This window comes from Streptomyces sp. NPDC051064 (assembly GCF_044455985.1).
GTDB lineage: Bacteria > Actinomycetota > Actinomycetes > Streptomycetales > Streptomycetaceae > Streptomyces.
The window spans coordinates 304969-327012 of sequence record NZ_JBITFK010000002.1; the positions used below are offsets into that span (position 1 = coordinate 304969).

Annotated in this window: 13 protein-coding genes; 10 read left to right on the top strand and 3 right to left on the bottom strand. The window is 71.8% G+C overall.

The features are described 5' to 3' along the window. Positions 1-328 precede the first annotated feature (328 nt). From ACIBCU_RS08260 to ACIBCU_RS08270, 3 genes are all read left to right on the top strand, one after another. Positions 329-904 carry a sigma-70 family RNA polymerase sigma factor gene (locus ACIBCU_RS08260; protein WP_030123887.1) on the top strand — a complete coding sequence of 192 codons (576 nt, stop codon included), beginning with the start codon at positions 329-331 and terminating at the stop codon, positions 902-904. Positions 905-1040: 136 nt separating this feature from the next. Continuing rightward, positions 1041-2543, top strand: a complete 1503-nt coding sequence (gene guaB, locus ACIBCU_RS08265) for an IMP dehydrogenase (protein ID WP_362934930.1) — start codon at positions 1041-1043, stop codon at positions 2541-2543. 104 nt (positions 2544-2647) lie between these two features. Further along, the gene (locus ACIBCU_RS08270; protein WP_104788355.1) at positions 2648-3772 is read left to right on the top strand and encodes a GuaB3 family IMP dehydrogenase-related protein; all 1125 of its coding nucleotides are present in this window, start codon (positions 2648-2650) and stop codon (positions 3770-3772) included. 103 nt (positions 3773-3875) lie between these two features. On the opposite strand, the gene ACIBCU_RS08275 is transcribed toward ACIBCU_RS08270, so the two are convergent. After that, positions 3876-4481, bottom strand: coding sequence for a hypothetical protein (locus tag ACIBCU_RS08275; protein WP_399230085.1), 606 nt, complete (start codon positions 4479-4481; stop codon positions 3876-3878). Positions 4482-4602: 121 nt separating this feature from the next. After that, the gene (locus ACIBCU_RS08280) at positions 4603-5865 is read right to left on the bottom strand and encodes a nucleotide sugar dehydrogenase (RefSeq protein WP_362938312.1); all 1263 of its coding nucleotides are present in this window, start codon (positions 5863-5865) and stop codon (positions 4603-4605) included. Positions 5866-6121: 256 nt separating this feature from the next. Here ACIBCU_RS08280 and ACIBCU_RS08285 point away from each other — a divergent pair, with 256 nt between their 5' ends. The 6 genes from ACIBCU_RS08285 (at position 6122) to ACIBCU_RS08310 (ending at position 18807) form a co-directional block, all read left to right on the top strand. Further along, positions 6122-7828: a glycerol-3-phosphate dehydrogenase/oxidase gene (locus ACIBCU_RS08285; RefSeq protein WP_362938315.1), complete on the top strand. Its 1707-nt coding sequence runs from the start codon at positions 6122-6124 to the stop codon at positions 7826-7828. 414 nt (positions 7829-8242) lie between these two features. Beyond that, positions 8243-10294, top strand: coding sequence for a serine/threonine-protein kinase (locus tag ACIBCU_RS08290; protein ID WP_399230087.1), 2052 nt, complete (start codon positions 8243-8245; stop codon positions 10292-10294). Between the two features lie 185 nt (positions 10295-10479). Then, entirely contained in the window at positions 10480-13290 is a 2811-nt protein-coding gene (locus tag ACIBCU_RS08295; RefSeq protein ID WP_399230089.1) for a protein kinase, read from the top strand. Between the two features lie 115 nt (positions 13291-13405). Beyond that, a complete protein-coding gene (locus ACIBCU_RS08300) occupies positions 13406-15067 on the top strand; it encodes a serine/threonine-protein kinase (protein WP_399230091.1) in 1662 nt (553 codons plus the stop codon). A 226-nt stretch (positions 15068-15293) separates the two neighbouring features. Beyond that, entirely contained in the window at positions 15294-16931 is a 1638-nt protein-coding gene (locus ACIBCU_RS08305) for a succinic semialdehyde dehydrogenase (protein ID WP_399230093.1), read from the top strand. 46 nt (positions 16932-16977) lie between these two features. After that, a complete protein-coding gene (locus ACIBCU_RS08310; RefSeq protein ID WP_399230095.1) occupies positions 16978-18807 on the top strand; it encodes a GMC oxidoreductase in 1830 nt (609 codons plus the stop codon). Positions 18808-18877: 70 nt separating this feature from the next. On the opposite strand, the gene ACIBCU_RS08315 is transcribed toward ACIBCU_RS08310, so the two are convergent. Beyond that, positions 18878-19894: an LAETG motif-containing sortase-dependent surface protein gene (locus ACIBCU_RS08315; protein WP_362938333.1), complete on the bottom strand. Its 1017-nt coding sequence runs from the start codon at positions 19892-19894 to the stop codon at positions 18878-18880. 289 nt (positions 19895-20183) lie between these two features. On the opposite strand from ACIBCU_RS08315, the gene ACIBCU_RS08320 reads away from it, so the two are divergent. Then, positions 20184-21935, top strand: a complete 1752-nt coding sequence (locus tag ACIBCU_RS08320; RefSeq protein ID WP_399230097.1) for a peptidase — start codon at positions 20184-20186, stop codon at positions 21933-21935. The last annotated feature ends 109 nt before the right edge of the window (positions 21936-22044 follow it).

Below are 22044 nucleotides of genomic sequence, written 5' to 3' on the forward strand. Positions count from 1 at the left end.
CTGCGCGGCCGGTAGCCGTGCGATCCCGTCCGCACGCCGGCGGACGGGGCGACGGTGGCGGCGGACCTGCGGCCGGGCCCCCCGCCAGCGCTATGTGACGCTTCCCGGCCGATGCCGCATCCTTGGGGTTGTGGAGTTCCTCGGGGAACATTCGGTCGAGCGGAAGGGGAGGGCGCAGGACATGACATCCGGCGCAACCGCTCAGAACGCTGGAGCACTCGCTCACGACGCAGACGACGCACATACCGGCGCACCCGCTGATAACGCTTCGGTGCACAACTCGGGACGCGATGCATCGGATCGGACGCCGTCAAGGCACCATGGTCCGATGCGCGAGGACGGGACGACGGTGATCGGTGCTCTGGTGCACCGTGCCGTCGACGGTGACGCGCAGGCCACCCATGACCTGCTGGCCCATGTCCACCCCCTCGCTCTGCGCTACTGCAGGTCACGGCTGAACCGGCTGCCCGGTGATGCCCGTCACTTCGTGGAGGACCTCGCGCAAGAGGTCTGCGTCGCGGTCCTGATGGCGCTGCCGCGGTACAAGGACACCGGCAGGCCCTTCGAGGCGTTCGTCTTCGCCATCGCGGGCCACAAGGTCGCCGACCTCCAGCGCGCCGCGATGCGGCACCCCGGATCGACCGCCGTGCCCTCCGACGAGATGCCGGAGCGGCCCGACGACTCGCTCGGCCCCGAGGAGCGGGCGCTGCTCAGCAGTGACGCGGCCTGGGCCAAGAAGCTTCTCGCCAATCTGCCGGAGAACCAGCGTGAGCTGCTGGTCCTCCGGGTCGCGGTCGGACTGACCGCGGAGGAGACCGGGCAGATGCTCGGGATGTCCCCGGGCGCCGTCCGCGTCGCCCAGCACCGCGCGCTGAGCAGACTGCGGGCCCTCGCGGGCCAGTAGGGGACGGTTCCCGCGGGCTCCCACGGTGTGGAGGAAGCCACAGAACCGCCAGGTGATCTTGCTCGTGGAATGAGACACCCCGTTGGGCCGTTAGCATGGACATCCGCACCGATCAAGGCCATTTGGGGAAGGTGTCATGACTGCAAACGTCGACGGAGTGCCCGAGAAATTCGCGACGCTCGGGCTGACATACGACGACGTGCTGCTGCTGCCGGGCGCATCTGACGTGCTGCCCAACGCGGTCGACACCTCGTCGCTCATCTCGCGGAACGTACGTGTGAACATCCCGCTGCTCTCCGCCGCGATGGACAAGGTGACCGAGGCCCGGATGGCCATCGCCATGGCCCGGCAGGGCGGTGTCGGTGTGCTGCACCGCAACCTCTCGGTCGAGGACCAGGTCAACCAGGTCGACCTGGTGAAGCGGTCCGAGTCCGGCATGGTGACCGACCCGATCACCGTGCACCCCGACGCCACGCTCGGCGAGGCCGACGCGCTCTGCGCGAAGTTCCGCATCAGCGGAGTGCCGGTCACCGACCCCGCGGGCAAGCTCCTCGGCATCGTGACCAACCGTGACATGGCCTTCGAGTCGGACCGGTCGCGCCAGGTGCGCGAGGTCATGACGCCGATGCCGCTGGTCACGGGCAAGGTCGGGATCTCCGGCGTGGAGGCCATGGAGCTGCTGCGCCGCCACAAGATCGAGAAGCTGCCGCTGGTCGACGAGGCCGGCATCCTCAAGGGCCTCATCACGGTCAAGGACTTCAAGAAGGCCGAGCAGTACCCGAACGCCGCCAAGGACGCCGAAGGCCGTCTGCTGGTGGGCGCGGCCGTCGGCGCCAGCCCCGAGGCGCTGGACCGCGCGCAGGCGCTCGCGTCCGCCGGGGTCGACTTCCTGATCGTCGACACCTCGCACGGCCACAACAGCAACGCCCTCAACTGGATGGCGAAGATCAAGTCGGCCGTGAACGTGGACGTGATCGGCGGCAACGTCGCGACCCGCGACGGCGCCCAGGCCCTGATCGACGCCGGCGTGGACGGCGTCAAGGTCGGCGTCGGACCCGGTTCGATCTGTACCACCCGTGTGGTCGCCGGCATCGGCGTCCCGCAGGTCACCGCGATCTACGAGGCCGCGCTGGCCGCCCGCGCGGCGGGCGTCCCGGTCATCGGCGACGGCGGCCTGCAGTACTCCGGCGACATCGGCAAGGCCCTGGTGGCCGGCGCGGACACGGTGATGCTCGGCTCGCTGCTCGCCGGTTGCGAGGAGTCCCCGGGTGAGCTGATGTTCATCAACGGCAAGCAGTTCAAGTCGTACCGCGGCATGGGTTCGCTGGGCGCGATGCAGTCCCGTGGGCAGGGCCGCTCGTACTCGAAGGACCGCTACTTCCAGGCCGAGGTGTCCTCGGACGACAAGCTCGTCCCCGAGGGCATCGAGGGCCAGGTGCCCTATCGCGGCCCGCTGGCCAACGTGCTGCACCAGCTCGTCGGCGGTCTCCGCCAGACGATGGGTTACGTGGGCGCGGCCTCGGTCGACGAGATGGAGAGCAAGGGGCGCTTCGTCCGGATCACCTCCGCGGGTCTCAAGGAGAGCCACCCGCACGACATCCAGATGACGGTCGAAGCACCGAACTACAGCAGGAAGTAAGACATCAGCGCACGTGAGGGGCGGACCCGGGTTCCCGGGACCGCCCCTCACGCGTGCGTCGGCGATACTGGACAGCGCAGACGTAGAGGGAAAGGCCACACATCGTGACTGAGATCGAGATCGGGCGCGGCAAGCGCGGCCGCAGGGCATACGCGTTCGACGACATCGCTGTCGTACCGAGCAGGCGTACCCGTGACCCGAAGGAGGTCTCGATCGCCTGGCAGATCGACGCCTACCGCTTCGAGCTGCCCTTCCTGGCGGCACCCATGGACTCGGTGGTCTCCCCGCAGACCGCCATCCGCATCGGTGAGCTGGGCGGCCTCGGCGTCCTCAACCTCGAGGGGCTGTGGACCCGGCACGCCGACCCGCAGGCGCTCCTCGACGAGATCGCCGAGATGCCCGTCGAGACCGCCACCCCGCGGCTCCAGGAGATCTACTCCGCCCCCATCCAGGAGGAGCTGATCGGGCAGCGCATCAAGGAGGTGCGCGACTCCGGTGTCGTCACCGCCGCCGCGCTCTCGCCGCAGCGCACCGCGCAGTTCTCCAAGGCCGTGGTCGACGCGGGCGTGGACATCTTCGTCATCCGCGGTACGACGGTCTCCGCCGAGCACGTCTCCGGTGCCGCCGAGCCGCTCAACCTGAAGCAGTTCATCTACGAGCTGGACGTCCCGGTCATCGTCGGCGGCTGCGCCACGTACACCGCCGCCCTGCACCTGATGCGCACCGGCGCGGCCGGTGTCCTCGTCGGCTTCGGCGGCGGCGCGGCGCACACCACGCGCAACGTCTTCGGCATCCAGGTCCCGATGGCGACCGCGGTCGCCGATGTGGCCGGGGCCCGCCGCGACTACATGGACGAGTCCGGCGGCCGGTACGTCCACGTCATCGCGGACGGCGGCGTCGGCTGGTCCGGCGACCTGCCCAAGGCCATCGCCTGCGGCGCGGACGCCGTGATGATGGGCTCCCCGCTGGCCCGCGCCACGGACGCGCCCGGCCGCGGACGGCACTGGGGCATGGAGGCCGTCCACGAGGACGTGCCGCGCGGCAAGCTGGTCGACCTCGGCTCCGTCGGCACGACGGAGGAGGTCCTCACCGGCCCCTCGCACAACCCCGACGGCTCGATGAACATCTTCGGCGCGCTGCGCCGGGCGATGGCCACCACGGGCTACAGCGACCTCAAGGAGTTCCAGCGCGTCGAGGTGACGGTGGCGGACTCGCAGCATCGCCGCTGATCTCCCACGCTATACGCACGACGGCCCGGACCAGGGAAATGGTCCGGGCCGTCGTGCGTGCGTGCGGGCCTGTCGTCCGGATCCGGACGACAGGCCCTGGGTGTCAGCCGGCGCGCTTGGCGCCACCGAAGGCGGCCACCGGGCCCAGGAGGAGGAAGAGGTACGTCATGAAGTCGGCCTCCTCCTTCCAGATGTCGAGGACATCGCTGAAGTGGTCGAAGAACACCTCGGAGAAGCCGACGCCCAGACCGTCCGCGAGGATCATCGACATGCCGATGAGCTGGCCGAGGAAGACGGCGACCAGGGAGAAGACGGCGCCGGCGCCGAGGACGGCGGGGTTGGCGCCGCCTATCTTGCTCGCGGCGAAGCCGACCAGGAAACCGACACCGATGGCCGCGTAGCCGACCTCACGCTCGATGGACCCGGCCAGGACGCCGTAGAGGATGGCGGCCACGATCGCGGCGCCCAGGGCGGCCAGCACACCGAGGCCGACCTTGTTGCCGGGCGCCGGCGGGGCGGGCGGGAACGGTCCGCCGCCGAACTGGCCCGGCTGCTGGCCCGCGAACGGGTTGCCCGTCGGCGCCGGAGGCTGCTGGCCGTACGGGTTGCCGGGCTGGACGGGCTGCTGACCCGCGTACGGGTTGCCGTCGGCCGGCTGTCCGCCGTAGGGCTGCTGTGGCGGGTTCGGCGGCTGCACGGGCTGGCTCATGGTGGATCTTCCCCCTGGGACTGATACGCGCACGACGGTGCGTGAAGTGACGCCGCAGGCTAGCAGTCCATGCCGACATGGCCCACCGTAATCCTTGGGGGCACTGGCCTCGGGGGCCTTCCTACAGACGGTGTGCGGCTCCCGCCGGGGTCGCTCCCCGGGTGTCCAGGAGGAGTTGGGCCTTCACCGCGAGTCCCTGGAGGTCGTACGTGCGGTGGTGCTGGAGAAGCACCGTCAGATCGGCCCCGGCGGCGGCCTCGTAGAGCGAGTCGGCGCGGGGGACGGGCAGATCGCGCACCCGCCAGTCCAGGACGTGCGGATCGTGGTAGCCGATCTGGGCGCCCATGTCCATCAGCCGGGTCGCGATCTCCCGGGCGGGCGAGGCCTCCTGGTCGGCGAGGTCCGGCTTGTAGGTGACCCCGAGCAGCAGGACCCGGGCCCCCCGGACGGACTTGCCGTGTTCGTTCAGCAGGGTCGCGCAGCGCTGGATCACATAACTCGGCATCCGGTCGTTGATCTCCTTGGCCAGCGAGACCATGCGCAACGAGTGTCCGGGCGTACGGCTGTTGTACGGGAAGTGGCCCGGGTCCACGGGGACGCCGTGGCCGCCGACACCCGGGCCGGGACGGAAGGGCTCGAAGCCGAACGGCTTGGTCTCGGAGCACCTGATGACGTCCCAGAGGTCGACACCGAGGTCGTGGCAGAGCACCGCCATCTCGTTGACCAGCGCGATGTTGACGTGCCGGAAGTTGGTTTCGAGGACCTTCGTCATCTCCGCCTCGCGCGGCCCGCGGGCCCGGACGACCTTGTCGGTGAGCCGTCCGTAGAAGGCGGCGGCCGATTCGGTGCAGGCGGGGGTGAGGCCGCCGATGACCTTCGGGGTGTTGCCGTACACGTGGGTGCGGTTGCCGGGGTCGAGGCGGCCGGGGGAGTGGGCGAGGTGGAAGTCCCGTCCGGCGCGCAGCCCGGAGCCCTCCTCCAGCAGGGGGCGTACGACGTTCTCGGTGGTGCCGGGCGGTACGGCCGACTCCACCAGGACGGTGGTGTGCGGCCGCAGCCGGGCGGCGAGCGCCCGGGCCGCGTCGGTGACGGCGCGGAGGTCGAGGGTGCGGTCCGGCCCGAGCGGGGTGGGGGCGCAGATCGCGGCGGTGCGGACCCGGCCCAGCTCGGCCGGGTCGGCGGTGGGCCGGAAGCCGCCCGAGATCATCCGCCGGATGTCGGATGCGCTGAGGGATCCCTCGACCGGAGTACGGCCCGCGGAGAGCTCGGCGAAGGGGCGTGGGTCGGTGTCGTAGCCGACAGTGTGGATTCCCACGCCTACGGCTGCTTGGGCGAGGGGCAGGCCGATGTGACCGAGTCCGATGACGGCGAGGTCTGCGGGCATGTGGGCCGTCCTTTCCCTAAGGCCAAGAGACAGAAAGTGCAACTGCTGGGGACAGCGCTATGTCAGACTAGGCGTAAATATGACCTATATGTCGCATTCTGTGACTCTTGTGGGGCGGGTGTTGTCCACAGGCGGTGGCTGAAGTCGTGGACCGCGGACAGAATCGAGGGGTGGGCACGGGCGCCCGGCCCCTCCGGCCGGTCTCCGCTCACGTGCCGTACGACCCCCGATGCACCGGGATTACCGGGAGGCAGCAGTGAGGACAGCGACACTGGGACCCGCGGAGCGCACCGAGGCGCTGACCGCGATGGCCGAGCGCGAACTGGACGTGCTGGTCGTGGGAGCGGGCGTGGTCGGCGCCGGGACCGTGCTGGACGCCGCCACCAGAGGCCTTTCGACCGGACTGGTCGAGGCGCGCGACTGGGCGTCCGGCACATCGAGCAGGTCGAGCAAGCTGATCCACGGCGGGCTGCGCTATCTGGAGATGCTGGACTTCGCACTCGTACGGGAGGCGCTGAAGGAGCGCGGGCTGCTGCTGGAGCGGCTGGCGCCGCACCTGGTGAGGCCCGTCCCCTTCCTCTATCCGTTGCGGCACAAGGGCTGGGAGCGGCTCTACGCGGGTTCGGGCGTCGCGCTGTACGACGCGATGTCGGTCTCCTCCGGCCACGGCCGCGGGCTGCCCGTGCACCGGCATCTCTCCCGGCGCCACGCGCTCCGGGTCGCCCCCGCGCTCAAGAAGGACGCCCTGGTCGGCGCCCTGCAGTACTACGACGCCCAGATGGACGACGCGCGCTATGTGGCGACCCTGGTGCGCACGGCCGCGGGCTACGGCGCGCATGTGGCCAACAGGGCGCGGGTGACCGGCTTCCTCCGCGAGGGCGAGCGGGTCGTCGGCGCGCGGGTGCAGGACGTCGAGGGCGGCGAGGAGTACGAGATCAGGGCCAAGCAGGTGGTCAACGCCACCGGGGTGTGGACGGACGACACCCAGGCGCTGATCGGCGAGCGCGGCCAGTTCCACGTCCGGGCGTCCAAGGGCATCCACCTCGTGGTGCCCAAGGACCGGATCCACTCCTCGACCGGGCTCATCCTGCGGACCGAGAAGTCGGTGCTCTTCGTGATCCCGTGGGGGAGGCACTGGATCATCGGCACGACCGACACCGACTGGGACCTGGACAAGGCCCATCCGGCCGCCTCCAGCGCCGACATCGACTATCTCCTCGAACACGTGAACTCGGTGCTGAACACCCCGCTGGGCAGGGACGACGTCGAGGGCGTCTACGCCGGGCTCCGCCCCCTGCTGGCCGGCGAGTCGGACGCCACGAGCAAGCTCTCGCGCGAACACACGGTGGCGCACCCGGCGCCCGGGCTCGTCGTCGTGGCGGGCGGCAAGTACACGACGTACCGGGTGATGGCGAAGGACGCCGTCGACGAGGCGGTGCACGCGCTGGACCAGCGGGTGGCGGAGTGCGTCACGGAGGACATCCCGCTGCTGGGCGCCGAGGGGTACCGCGCCCTGTGGAACGCCCGGGCCAGGATGGCCGCCCGTACAGGTCTGCACGTCGTCCGGGTCGAGCACCTGCTCAACCGGTACGGCTCGATGACCGAGGAGCTCCTGGAGCTCGTGAAGGGCGACTCCTCACTGGGTGAGCCGCTGGCCGGCGCCGAGGACTATCTGCGGGCCGAGATCGTCTACGCCGCCTCGCACGAGGGCGCCCGGCACCTCGACGACGTCCTGACGCGGCGCACCCGGATCTCCATCGAGACCTTCGACCGGGGCACCCGCTGTGCCCGCGAGTGCGCGGACCTGATGGCGCCGGTGCTCGGCTGGGACACGGATCAGGCCGAGCGGGAGGTGGAGCACTACCGCAAGCGCGTGGAGGCGGAGCGGGAGTCCCAGCGGCAGCCCGACGACCAGACAGCGGACGCGGCACGGCTGGGGGCGCCGGACATCGTGCCTCGCTGAGGGCGTCTCGGAAAGCCGCGCCGGGGGCCCGGGCGCGGGGGCCCCGGCGCGGGCGGACCGGCTCCGTCCGGCGGGCGGAGAGGGGGATTCCGCGGCCCCCGAGTCGTATTCCTCCTCGCTCCGGGGGTGTTGCGGGCGCGCCGGAAGGGGGCCGCGGGGGCGCGGCCCTCGACGGCGAACCGGGGGAGGGAGGACGATGCGGTCGTGAGGTGTGGTTCGCTTGGCAGGCTCGCCGTTCCCAGGGCGAGCGGAGTCAGCACCGGCGGAGCGGTGGGCAGCGCCCTGTATGTAGGCATGGCAGGGGATTTCTTCCGTCGGCCGCACCAGGGCCGCCCCGGACCCGGGGCCACCACCGGTCCCGGGGTGAGGGACAATGAACGCTCTGCCAGGGCGGGTTGATCGCAGAGGGGACGCATGTCGGAGGCGGAGCAGGCGCGGGAGCCCCAAGGGGACAAGGACGGACGTCTCCTCGCGGGGCGGTACCGGCTCGGGGAGGTGCTCGGCCGGGGCGGCATGGGCACGGTCTGGCGTGCTGCCGACGAGACGTTGGGGCGTACGGTCGCGGTCAAGGAACTGCGGTTCCCGTCGTCGATCGACGAGGACGAGAAGCGGCGTCTCATCACGCGAACCCTGCGTGAGGCGAAGGCGATCGCGAGGATCCGCAACACCAGTGCGGTGACGGTCTACGACGTGGTCGACGAGGACGACCGGCCGTGGATCGTCATGGAACTCATCGAGGGGAAGTCCCTCGCCGAGGTGATCCGTGAGGACGGGACGCTGACGCCGAGGCGCGCGGCGGAGGTCGGCCTCGCCGTCCTCGACGTGCTGCGCTCGGCGCACCGCGAGGGCATCCTGCACCGCGACGTGAAGCCGTCCAACGTGCTGATCTCCGAGGACGGGCGGGTCGTCCTGACCGACTTCGGGATCGCGCAGGTCGAGGGCGACCCCTCGGTCACCTCGACGGGCATGCTCGTCGGCGCACCCTCCTACATCTCGCCCGAGCGGGCCCGCGGCCACAAGCCGGGGCCGCCCGCCGACCTGTGGTCGCTGGGCGGGCTGCTGTACGCGAGCGTCGAGGGCCGCCCGCCGTACGACAAGGGCTCGGCGATCGCCACGCTCACCGCGGTGATGACGGAACCGGTCGAGCCGCCGGCGCACGCGGGCATGCTGGAGGAGGTCATCTACGGCCTGCTCGCCAGGGACCCCGACGAGCGGCTGGACGACGCCGGGGCGCGCGTCCTGCTCAACGCGGTGATCAACGCTCCGGAACAGCCCGTCGTGCCGCCGGCCGACTCCACCCAGGTCATGGCGCTGCCCACGATCGGTGACGCCAAGAGCGACAAGGGCGGCAGGAGCGACTCCAAGGGCGGTGGCAAGAAGGCCGCCGCCGCCGCCGCTGCCGCTGCCGCCGCCGTGTCCACCCCGGCAGCCGAGGGCGGCGTGCCCGGGGCCGTCACGGGCTCCGGAAGACCGGACACCGGCGGATCGGCCCCCGCGGGCCAGGCCGCCGGTTCCGCCTCCTCCGCGACCACTCCGGTCGGCGTTTCCGGGATCGCCGAGGGCACGCGGGACCGGCTGCGCGGCGCCCTGCGGTCCGTACGCAACGCGAAGTCCCCGGCCGCGGGCGCCACGGCGTCGGCCTCCGGGCCCGCGGGCTCCGGACGTCCGGCCGTGCCCCGCGCGTCGATCACCGATGTCGTGCCGCGCCGCACGCTGGCGGTCATCGCCGGCGTCGTCGTGCTCGCCGTCCTCGGTACGGTCCTGGCGCTCACCCTCGGCGGTGACGACACGGGCAACGAAGGCGGCGGCTCCAAGGGCGACACCGCCGCGTCCGCCGGCGCGGCGGGCGGCGGCGACACCGAGGCCGCCTCCGGCGGAGGCTCGGGCAAGGGCGACGACAGCGAGCAGGACGGCGGCAAGGACGGCCAGGGGCAGGACAAGGGCGAGGCGACCGGCGACACGTCTTCCTCGCCGGAGACCGGCGAGCAGACCCCGGACCCGGACGCGCTGCCCGCCGGGTTCAAGACGGTCACCAACCAACAGTTCCACTTCTCCATGGCGATGCCGGGGGACTTCAAGTTCGACAAAATAGCGGGACAGAACTCCGGCGCCATCTACAACGCCGACGGTGGGTTCCCCCGGGTCCAGATCGACTACAACTCCTCCCCGAAGGACGACGCGGCGGCCGCCTGGGCCGGGGCGGTCGCGGCGACCAAGAGCCTCAGCAACGGCTACAAGCACATCGGGATAAAGAAGGTCGAGTACAACGGCTACCCGACCGTCGCCGACTGGGAGTTCACACGCGACCAGCAGGGCATGCGGATCCGGGTCCTCAACCGGGGCTTCAAGGTCGACGCCACCCACGGCTACTCGATCATGATCAGCTGCAAGGCGGACACCTGGGACGACGACGAGTGCCGGACGCTGCGCGAGACGGCGTTCGCCACGTTCGAGCCGACCGACTGACCGCCCGGGCAACCGCCCGGGCGGCCGGGTTGCCGTGACACGGCCGCGCGCCCTCGACTTGCCACGTATTGTGAGAGGTCGAAGACCGTACGCAGCCGGAACGAAGGGTCAATTGCACAGCAAGTGACCGCAATTGACGGATGCGGTCTCGGTGACCGGGGGACAGCGCGCTCTGGGGAGGCGTCGTGGACGACTATGCGGGTCGGGTACTTGCCGACCGCTACCGCCTTCCGCTGCCCCCGTCCGACGCTTTCGAGCTGGTCGAGACGCGGGCCTTCGACACGTACAGCGGACAGGAAGTCCTGGTGCGGCAGGTGCCGTTGCCGGAGGTCGTGGACGCGGAGGTGCTCGACGCCGACGGTCTTCCCTCGGCCAGGCGGGCCACCGGGCGTACGGTGCGGCGGTCCACGGACCCCGCGGTCCGGCGGGCGATCGAGGCCGCGCAGGCGGCGGCCCAGGTGCCCGACCATCCGCGCCTGGACCAGGTCTTCGACGTGTTCGCCGAGGCGGGATCGCTCTGGATAGTGAGCGAGCTGGTGGCCGCCCGGCCGCTCGCCGCGCTCCTCGCGGAGCGGCCCCTCAACCCCTACCGGGCCGCCGAGATCGGCTCCGACGTGCTCACGGCGCTGCGGGTGCTGCACGCGCACGGCTGGACGCACCGCAACATCACGGTCCGCACGGTGCTGGTCTGCGACGACGGCCGAGTCGTGCTGACCGGACTCGCGGCAGGCGCGGCCGAGGAGGCACTCTGCGGATACGTTCCGGCGCCTCGCACGGATCCGGACGAGGAGAACGCCTACGGGCCGCCGGCGGTCGAATCGGGCCCCACCGGCCCGTACGAACCCCCGGCCGCCGAGGCGGACCCGTACGAGGCCCAGGCCGTCGAGGCCGGTCCGTACGAACCTCCGGCAGTCGAGGCCGGTCCGTACGAGCCCCCCGCGTCGTCCGAGCCGGGCGCCGCCCTGCACGGCCCCGGCGCGCTGTCCGCTCCGGAGGCCCTGCCCGGCCCCCGGGCGTCCACCGACGGCGTGCCGGCCCCCGCGCCCCGTGGAGAGATCGAGGTGGCACCGCCCGACGGCCTGCCCGCGGCGGAGCCCGGCGCGGGGAGCGCCGCGCAGCTGCGCGCCGCCCGTGCCGGAGCCATCGCCGCCTACCGCGCGGGGGCCCGTGCCGCGGCCCGCGCGGGCGAGGACCGGAAGCGCGCGGAGCACGACCGCGACGACCGTCCGGGCGAGGGTCCCGGCACGGATGAGCGGGAGCAGCCCGTCGCGCCTCCCGCCCCTGGACTGCCGCAGCTGCCCGCCATCTGGGGCCGGGCGGCGGACGACCCGAACACCTACGCGTACGACGAGGACGACGAGGACGAGGACGACGACGAGGGCCCGGGCCCCACGCCCCCCGGCCGGCGTGTCCACCTCGCCGGCACATGGGGCGACGGCCCCGGCTCCGGCCGGCCCGTTCCCGCGGGCGGCTCCCGAGGATCGGGCGGCTCCGGCGAGGACGCGCTGCGCGCCGACGCCCGGCGTCTCGGCAGCGGTCCCGTGGAGCGCCAGGACCGGCCGCCGCCGGAGCCGGTGGCCGCCCGTACGCCCGCCGGAGGGTGGGACGAGGTCGTCGCCGGAAGCGGCACCACCCCCGCCTACCGGGGCCCGGCCACCCCCCTCGCCGCCGAACGCGCCCGGCAGGCCCGCATCGCCGTGGTCGGTGCGGTCACCGAGCGGTGGGCGCCCGAGCAGGCGGGACCGGTCCACGACAACTGGCAGCTCGCCCCGCCCATCGGCCCCTCCACCGACCTGTGGGCGCTCGGCGCGCTGCTCTACCGCGCCGTGCAGGGCCACGCGCCGTATCCGGAGGAGAACGCCGCCGAGCTCGTCCAGATGGTGTGCGGCGAGCCGCCCGCCTTCGCGGAGGAGTGCGGCCCGCTGCGGCCCGTCGTCGAGTCGCTGCTGCGTCAGGACCCCACGGAGCGGCCCGACTTCGAGGAGCTGCGCGGCTGGCTGCGCTCCCTCGTGCGCTCGGCCCCGGAGCCGGAGGCCGGCGCCGACATCGTCACGCTGCCGCCCGCCGATGCCACCCGCCTTCCGGTCGTACGCCGCCGGGGCGAGCTGGTGCGCCGCCGCCGGGGCCGCGGAGGCGCGGCGCACGGCCGGCACCGCCAGGGGAAGCCGCAGCGCCGCGAGCAGCCGCAGACGTACGAGCAGCAGGAGGTGTACGAGAAGCCGCCGCGTGCGCCCCGCGAGCCCAAGGGGCCCAAGGTGCTGCGCCAGCCTCCGCCGGGCGGCCGGGCACCGCGACGGCTGGGACGGCTGCTGCTGGTGCTGATCCTGCTGCTGATGGCGGCCGCCATCGCCTACGCCATGCTGTTCATGCCCGAGTCGGAATCGGGGACGGGAACGGGCGCGTCGCCCTCGGGCTCCGCCGCACCGGACCCCGGCAACAGCCCGTCCGGCGGCGCGGCGCCGTCCGGCGGGCCGTCCGAATCGGCCTCGTCGGGGTCACCGGGCTCGGAGAAGCCGCAGACCAGCCGCTCCGCCGTGGCTCTCGCGGAGGGCTACGAACTGCGCAAGGACGCCGAGGGCTTCGAGATCGGCGTGCCGAAGGGCTGGCAGCGCGGCGCGACCGGCACCGACCGTCAGATCCGTTACGGCAGCGACGGGTTCACGGTGCTCGTCGTGCCCGGCCGGGACACCGTCAAGACCAACGGGAGTGACCCGCTGGACTACCAGCGGACCGCGGAGCCCGAGCTGAAGCCCTTCCGGGAGTCCAGCTGGGCCACGTCCACCGGCCTGCGCCGTGTCGACATCGGGCGACAGGCCATGGCGGAGGGGCAGTTCACCTGGCAGGAGGGCGACGGTCGTCAGGTGTACGTCCGTAACCTGGTCATGATCGTGGACGGCAGGTATCACATCGTCCAGGTCATCGGCCCGGAGAACGAGCGCGACAAGGTCTCGGAGATCTACGAGCAGGCCATCTCCAGCTACCGCGCGGGCTCCTGACAGCGCGTCGGCGCGACGCGACAAGCATCACAGTGCGGTCTCGTGAGCGATGCGAGGTTTCCCGCTGCCCCCTCCCGTCCGTACCCTGTCGTCCCAAGGAACGGGGCGAACAGACGTGGAACACGCGCAGGGCACGAACGCCGGGCTCGTACTGGCCGGAAGGTACCGACTGGGTGAGGTCCTGGGCCGAGGCGGCATGGGCAAGGTGTGGCGCGCCCAGGACGAAGTGCTCCACCGGACGGTCGCCGTCAAGGAGTTGACCGCCGGACTGTACGTCGCCGAGGCGGACCGGGCCGTGCTGCACGCCCGCACGCAGAAGGAGGCGCGCGCGGCGGCCCGGATCACGCACCCGGGTGTCGTCACCGTGCACGACGTCATCGAATACGACAACCGCCCCTGGATCGTCATGCAGTACGTCGACGGGCCCTCGCTCGCCGACGCGACGAAGGAGTCGGGTGAGGTCGAGCCGCGCGAGGCGGCCAGGATCGGGCTCCATGTGCTGAGCGCCCTGCGGGCGGCCCACGGCGCGGGTGTTCTGCACCGTGACGTGAAGCCGGCCAACGTCCTGCTCGCCCGGGACGGCCAGGTCCTGCTGACGGACTTCGGGATAGCCGCGATCGAGGGCGACTCCACCATCACCAGGACCGGTGAACTGGTGGGCTCCATCGACTATCTGGCACCCGAGCGGGTGCGCGGCGGCGACCCGGGCCCCGCGTCCGATCTCTGGTCGCTGGGCGCCACGCTCTACACGGCCGTCGAGGGCAGCTCGCCCTTCCGCCGTACGTCCCCCATCTCCACCATGCAGGCCGTCGTCACCGAGGAACCGCCCCCGCCGCTGCGCGGTGGCGCGCTGGGGCCCGTGATCATCGCGCTGCTGCGCAAGGACCCCGCGGACCGTCCCACGGCCGAGGAGGCCGAGCGCATGCTGCTGGACGCGATGGAGGGGCGGAAGCCCCGGGCCGCGCAGGCGCACGTGCCGACGCAGCGGGTCTCCGAGGACGACCTGCGCGACTTCTTCAGCCCGGACGGTTCCACCGCCCAGCTCCCCCCGCCCCTGCCCCCGCCGCCCGTGCCCCCGCACACCGCGCCGCCCGCCACCCCGCGCGGCCGGGGCCGCTGGCGCACGGTCCTGCTCGTCATCGCGGTGGCCGCCCTGATCGGCGGGGCCGCGGGTCTGGTCGCGATGAAGGCGGACAACGGCGGCGGAGCGACCGGAGGCACGTCGGACCTGAGCACCGCCGGCCCGGCCCCCGCCCCCACCGGCTCCGCCGCCGACGACACGTCCGGCAACGAGAGCGGGTCCACCCGGCCGGAGACACCCGACGGCTGGAAGAAGGTCACCGACCCCGAGGGCTTCAGCCTCGTCGTGCCCGAGGGCTGGGAGCGGCAGCTGAACGACGGTCAGATCGACTACACCCCGGACAACGGCGCGCACCGCATCCGGATCAGCCTCGATCCGCAGCCCGACTTCAACAACTCGTACGCGCACATGCAGAGCATCGAGAAGGACCTGGCCGTGCGCCTGCCGGCGTACGAACGCCTGTTGCTGGAGGAGAACGTCTTCCGCGACCGGCCCGGCTCCCTGTGGGAGTTCACCTGGGTCGAGTCCAAGGACTTCCCCGGCCCGCGCCACGGCATCGACCAGATGTACTTCGCCGAGGAGGGCGGGCCGGAGTACGCGTTCTACATGACGGGGCCCGAGGGGGACTGGGCCGAGACCCGGAAGCTCTTCGACACCATGCTGCGCGGGTGGGAACCGCCGGAGGGGACGGGCTGAGGGGACTCACCCCCGTACGGGCCACACCGAGGTGGCCGGGCGGCCGAGGATTCACGAATCCTGACGCCCGATCCCGCGAAGGGCGGCGAATCGCCCCTGATCAGCGGTTATACCGCCAGTGATCACTGGCCGTATGGCCGGGCGGGGCAGGGGCCTCTGGCGGGGTCTGTGAAAACCTGTTACCCACGGGTACCCAAAGTGGGCGGGTGGACATACTCTCGCCCTCATGACGGACTCGCAGGTCTCTACGAACACCTCCGCCGCCCCCGGCACTTGTGTCGGCACCAACCCGGTGGCCGCCGCCCCCGCGGGCGCGCGCACCGCCGCCGACGTGGTCACGCCCGAGGTGGTCGCCCGGCTGACCCGTGACGTCGTCGGCTCGGGCCGCACGGTCAACCACAGCCCCTTCACCGGGGAGAAGCTGGCAGACCTTCCCGAGTCCACCCCCGAGGACGTCGAGGCCGCCTTCGAGCGCGCCCGGGCCGCCCAGCCCGCCTGGGCCGCCACGCCGGTCCGGGCCAGAGCAGCCGTGCTGCTCCGGTTCCACGACCTCGTCCTGGAGCGCCAGTCCGAGGTCCTCGACCTCATCCAGCTGGAGACGGGCAAGGCCCGGCTGCACGCCCACGAAGAGGTGCAGGCCGTCGCCGTCGCGGCCCGGCACTACGGGCGCAAGGCCGCCTGGTACCTCAAGCCGAAGCGGCACACGGGAGTCGTCCCGGTCCTCACCAAGGTCACCGAACTGCGCCAGCCGCGCGGGGTCGTCGGCCAGATCGCCCCCTGGAACTACCCGCTCGAACTCTCCGTCGGCGACGCGCTGCCCGCCTTCGTCTCCGGCAACGCCGTCGTGATGAAGCCCGACACGGAGACAGCGCTGACCGCCCTGTGGGCCCGTGACCTGCTGATCGAGGCCGGACTTCCCGCCGAGGTGTTCCAGGTCGTCCTCGGAGTGGGACCCGTCGTCGGGCCGGAGGTCGTCTCGCGCGCCGACTACGTCTCCTTCACCGGCTCGACCACGACGGGGCGTGATGTCGCCCTGCGCGCCGCGGCGCGGCTGGTCGGTGTCTCGCTGGAGCTCGGCGGCAAGAACCCCATGCTCGTCCTGGAGGACGCTGACGTCGAGAAGGCCGCCGAAGGCGCCGTACGCGCCTGCTTCTCCTCGGCCGGTCAGCTCTGCATTTCCGTCGAGAGGCTGTACGTCCACGAATCCGTCGCGGATGCCTTCGTGGAGCGCTTCGCCGCCCGTACGAAGGCGATGCGGCTCGGTAACTCCCTCGCGTACGGGGCCGACATGGGTTCGCTCGTCAGCGGGCGGCAGCTGAAGACCGTCACCCGCCATGTCGCCGAGGCCGTGGAGAAGGGGGCGGTGGTCGTCGCCGGCGGGGCGGCCCGCCCCGACATCGGCCCGTTCTTCCACGAGCCGACCATCCTTGCCGACGTGCGGGAGCCGATGGCCGTCTGCGCTCAGGAGACCTTCGGCCCGGTCGTCTCCCTCTACCGATTCACCGACGAGAACGAGGCGGTGGCCCTCGCCAACGCCACCCCCTACGGCCTCAACGCCAGCATCTGGACCAAGGACGTCGTGCGCGCCCACCGGATCGCCGCGCGGCTGCGGACCGGCACGGTCAACATCAACGAGGGGTACGCACCCGCGTACGGCAGCGTCCAGTCGCCCATGGGCGGCATGAAGGACTCCGGCCTCGGCCGGCGGCACGGCTCCGAGGGCATCCTGAAGTACACCGAGGCCCAGACGGTCGCCCAGCAGCGGCTGATCCCCCTCGCTCCGGCCTTCGGGATGGACGACGAGAAGTACGCCGCCTTCATGAGCCGCAGTCTCAAGGCGATGAAGGCCTTCCGGCTGCGCTGACCCCCTCAGCCACCCCTTATCTGCCCTTTTCGTACCGAGGAGAGCCATGTCCCAGGACAGCCCTGCCCAGAATCAGGCCGCTCCGGCGGCGGACGACGACGCGTACGACTACGACGTCCTCGTCGTCGGCTCGGGCTTCGGCGGCGCGGTCTCAGCCCTGCGGCTCAGCGAGAAGGGGTACCGGGTCGGTGTCCTGGAGGCCGGCCGCCGCTTCACGCGCGCGACGCTGCCCAAGAACTCCTGGGACATCAAGAACTACCTGTGGGCACCCGCGCTCGGCCTGTTCGGCATCCAGCGGGTGCACCTGCTCGGCAAGGTGATGGTGCTGGCCGGGGCGGGCGTCGGAGGCGGCTCCCTCAACTACGCCAACACCCTGTACGTGCCGCCCGCGCCGTTCTTCGAGGACCGCCAGTGGGCGGACATCACCGACTGGAAGGACGAGCTGGCGCCGTACTACGACCAGGCGAAGCGGATGCTCGGGGTGCGGCTCAACCCGACCGTGACCCCGGCGGACGTCCACCTCAAGTCCGTGGCCGAGTCCATGGGCGTCGGCGACACCTTCCACCTCGCCCCGGTCGGCGTCTTCTTCGGCGACGGCCAGGACGCCGACGGCACGGCGCGCACCGAACCCGGCGGGGAGACGGCCGACCCCTACTTCGGGGGCGCGGGCCCCGACCGCAAGGCCTGCTCCCAGTGCGGCGAGTGCATGACGGGCTGCCGGCACGGCGCGAAGAACACCCTCAACGAGAACTACCTCTACCTGGCGGAGAAGGCCGGTGCCGTCATCCACCCGATGACCTCCGTCGTCGCGGTCACCGACGACCCGGACGGCGGCTACCGCGTCTCGACCGTGCCCACGCACCGGCGCCGCAAGGCGGCACCGTCCGTGCTGCGGGCCCGGAAGGTGATCGTCGCGGCGGGCACGTACGGCACCCAGACCCTGCTGCACACCATGAAGGACGAAGGGCTGCTGCCCCGGCTGTCGTCCCGGCTCGGCGAGCTGACCCGCACCAACTCCGAGGGCCTGGTGGGGGCGCAGACCAGCGACCGCCGCTACCGCAAGAAGCACGGCACCGCCAAGGCCGACTTCACCCAGGGCGTCGCCATCACCTCGTCGATCCACCCGGACGAGAACACCCACATCGAGCCGGTGCGGTACGGCAAGGGCTCCAACGCCATGGGCGCGCTGACCATCCTCCAGGTGCCCTACAGCACCCACCGGGTGCTGAGCTGGTTCGGCAACGTGGCCCGGCACCCGTGGCTCACGATGCGCTCGTTGTCCAACCGGCGCTGGTCGGAGCGGACCATCATCGGGCTCGTCATGCAGTCGCTGGACAACTCACTGACCGCGTACCGCAAGCCGGGCGGCGTCGGAAAGGGCCTGCTCACCGCCCGCCAGGGCCACGGCTCGCCCAACCCGACCCAGATAGCCGAGGCCACCCAGGGCGCGACACTGCTCGCCCAGGAGATCAACGGCTTCGCGGGATCGAACATCGGGGAGCTGATGGGCACCCCGCTCACCGCGCACTTCCTCGGCGGCTGCCCGATCGGGGCGAGCCCGGACGAGGGCGTCATCGACCCGTACCACCGGCTGTACGGACACCCCGGCATCTCCGTGGTCGACGGCTCCGCGGTCTCCGCCAACCTGGGCGTCAACCCCTCGCTGACCATCACGGCACAGGCGGAGCGCGCGATGTCCTTCTGGCCCAACAAGGGCGAGACGGACCCGCGCCCGGCACAGGACACGGCGTACGAACGGCTCGCCGCCGTCGAGCCGAAGGCGCCCGCCGTGCCGAAGGAGGCGTTCGGTGCGCTGAAGCTGCCGTTCCTGGGGATTCCGGCGGTGCCGCCGAAGAAGGCCGCGTCGGACGCCTGAGTCCGGGAACGCCAAGGGGCTGCACCCCCCTCCGAGTGCAGCCCCTTCGCGGTCCTACGGGTGACGCGCCTTACGCGGCGGCGTCACCGTTCCTGCGGCGCCGCACGACGAACATCGCACCGGCACCCAGCACCACGGCCGCGCCGCCCGCGAGGGCGATCACCGACGTGCTGGAGGACGAACCGGTCTCGGCGAGGCTGCCGGTGACCTCGGCGGTGTCGGCGGCCGGCTTCGTGGTGGGGACGGGGACGTTGCCGCCCTCCTGGGGCTTCGCGCCGTCGTCGTCACCGGCCTTGACGATCTGGAACTTGTACGCGACGTCGGTGAAGCACGGAACGGCCTGGAGCTCCTCGCCGAAGACGAGCCCGCCGCCGAGGCTGAAGCCGGCACCCACCGGGGCGCTGGCCTCCACCTTGAGGCGCAGGTCGATGTCGACCTCGTAGCCGGGCTTGATCTCGTCGGTCTGGCCGACGTAGCCGGATGACGTGCCGTCCTCCAGGTCCTCTATGTCCTCCCAGGTGCCCTCCGCCTCGTTGAGGGCCTGGAGCCGGACCTGCTTGGTCGTGAAGAGCTGCTCGCCCGCCTTGTCGGCAGCGGCGCCCGCGAAGAACGCGACGTTCTTCACGGTCTTTTCCGAGTCGTTGTAGACGTTGAGGGTGAACCGGTCCCAGCCGCTCCCCCGGACGATCTTGCCGGAGAGGCCGTTGATGGAGAGTTCGAGCGGACGCGGCTCGCAGTCGTCGAGCGGCTCGTCCCCCTCCTCCTCGTCGGTCTCCGAAGCGGTGGGCGTCGGCGTCGCGGACGCCGTCTCCGACTCGGTGGCGGTCGGGGTCGGGGAGGCCGTCCCGGGCGTGGTGCCCTCGGACGACTCCGTGGCCGACGGCGTCACGGACGGCGAAGCGGACTCGGTGTTCTCGGGGGTCGCCGTCGGGGACGGCGACTCGCTCTCCGTCTCGGTCGGCGTGGCCGAGGGGCTCTCGGTCGTCGTGGTCTCGACGTCCGCGAAGGCGGCCGGTGCCGAGAGCAGGACGACCGGGCCTATGACAGCGGTGGCGGCAGCGAGTGCCAGGGTGCGGCGGAGCTTCATCTGGGGCCTCAGCGGGTCCGTGGTACCGCGTGGACTGCGGTACGCCTGAAAAGGATGAACAGGCCGCCGTTGTGGGGACGGAACAAGCCGGTGTGTTCGCCATACATGACCTGTGAAATGCGACAACGGTTGTCCTGGGTTTCACAGAATCTTTATGTGGCGCCCGCCACACCTGTGCGCCGTGCCCAATTCGTGATCTCGGCCGCAGCAACTGTTCGCACCGCTGCGTGGTCGAACCCGTACTGCGTCACAGCAGTCACACAGCTCCGCCGATCCCCAGAGGTTCGCGATGACACGCCTTTCCCCGAGAACAGCGCTGCGCCGGACGGCAGGCGGCCTCGCCGCGGCCGGGCTGATCGCCGCCGGTTCGCTCGCCGTGGCCGCCCCCGCGCAGGCGGACGGCCCGGTCTTCACGCTCGGCGGCCCCGCCGAGACGGCCCTGCACCCCTACCCGGAGACCGGCAGCCCCCAGAAGTCCTCACTCGGGCTCACCGTCCACAACCCGGACCCCGACGAGGAGAGCATGGGTTACGAGGGCGAGGTGACCTACACCCTCGACCTCAGCGGCATCGCGGGCGTCGCCGAACTCACCCCGGCCGAGGACACGGGATCGGACTGCGAGATCACCGGGGCCACGGCCGTCTGCCGCGACTGGGGCGTCTACGCGGGTCTCAGCTCCATCGCCGACTTCGACCTCGCCGCGGCGAAGGGCAGCAAGGACGGCACCTCCGGCACCATCGAGGTGACCGGATCGGCGGACGGGGTCACCTTCACGCCCTTCTCGACGAAGGTGACCGTCGGCGGCCCCGACCTGGTCATGAAGCAACTCCCCTTCAAGCAGGAGCTCGAGCCGGGCGACGTACAGCCCGCCCCGATCACGTTCACCAACAAGGGCACCACGGCCGCCGACGGCGTCCTGCTGACCCTGAGGTACTCACGCGGGATGGAGATCCCCGAGCGCTACGCCAACTGCGAGTACGACGGCGAGGCCGGGGAAGAGCCGTTCGACGGCTTCGCCTGGGCCACCGCCCTGTGCTCGGTCGCGGGCTCCTACGAACCGGGCGCCACCTACACACTGGCGGAGCCGCTGTCCGTCAAGGCCACCGAGCGCGCGTTCTACGACACCTTCATCTACCGCATCAACGAGGACAGCGCCGCACAGCGCTCCGCACAGCGCGCGGGCGCGGCCTTCACCCGGGGCACCGGCCCCGAACTGACCCTGAAGAAGGTCATCTCCTCCGCCCGGGGCGCGGACCTGGACCCCTTGGACAACCAGCAGGAGATCGACTTCCGTACGGAGAACACCGCGAACTTCGTCGCCGTGGGCGGCAAGGCGGACGGTGCCGTGGGGGAGACCGTCACCGCGGACATCGGCTTCCGTAACGACGGACCGGCCTGGATCGGCTACATCCGGTCCGGCGAGCCCGTCGCCGCCTTCGACTTCACCGTCCCCGAGGGCGCCGAGGTCACCCGCAAGCCGGAGTCCTGCCGGGGCGTGACGGCGGACGGCAAGTACCGCGAGGACCAGAACCGCGCACCCCGCTACGTCTGCGACACGTCGATGACCGTGCGCGACGGGGCCGACGTCTCGCTGCCCTTCGACCTGAAGATCACCGAACTGGTTCCGAACGCCGACGGCGCCGTCCGGATCCGCAACACCTGGCTGAGCGACCCCGAACTGCCCTTCGACCCGAAGCCGGCCGACAACACCGCGCGACTGGTGCTCAACGACGACGGCTCCGGCTCCGAGAACACCGGCGGGACGTCGGACGGCACCACCGGCACCGGCGGGGCCACCGAGGGCTCCGCCGGCGGTGACACAGCGGGCCAGGACTCCGGGACGTCCGGCACCTCGGGCACGTCCTCCGGCTCGGGTCCGAGCGGGAGCACGGGCTCGTCCGGCACCGCGGCGGCGAGCACGGGTGGTGGCCTCGCCTCCACCGGCTCGGTCGCGCTGATGGCCTCCGGCGGAGCGGTGATCGCCCTGGCCGCGGGCGGCGTGCTGTACGCGACGAACCGGCGCCGGGCCCGGCAGGCCTGAGGCCGCCGCTCACGACGGTCCGTAGGCGGCCGGTCCCGGGCGCCCCCGGAACCGGCCGCACATGGGTGACCGGGCTGCTGTCCCCTGCCGACCGGTCACACGCGCCGGG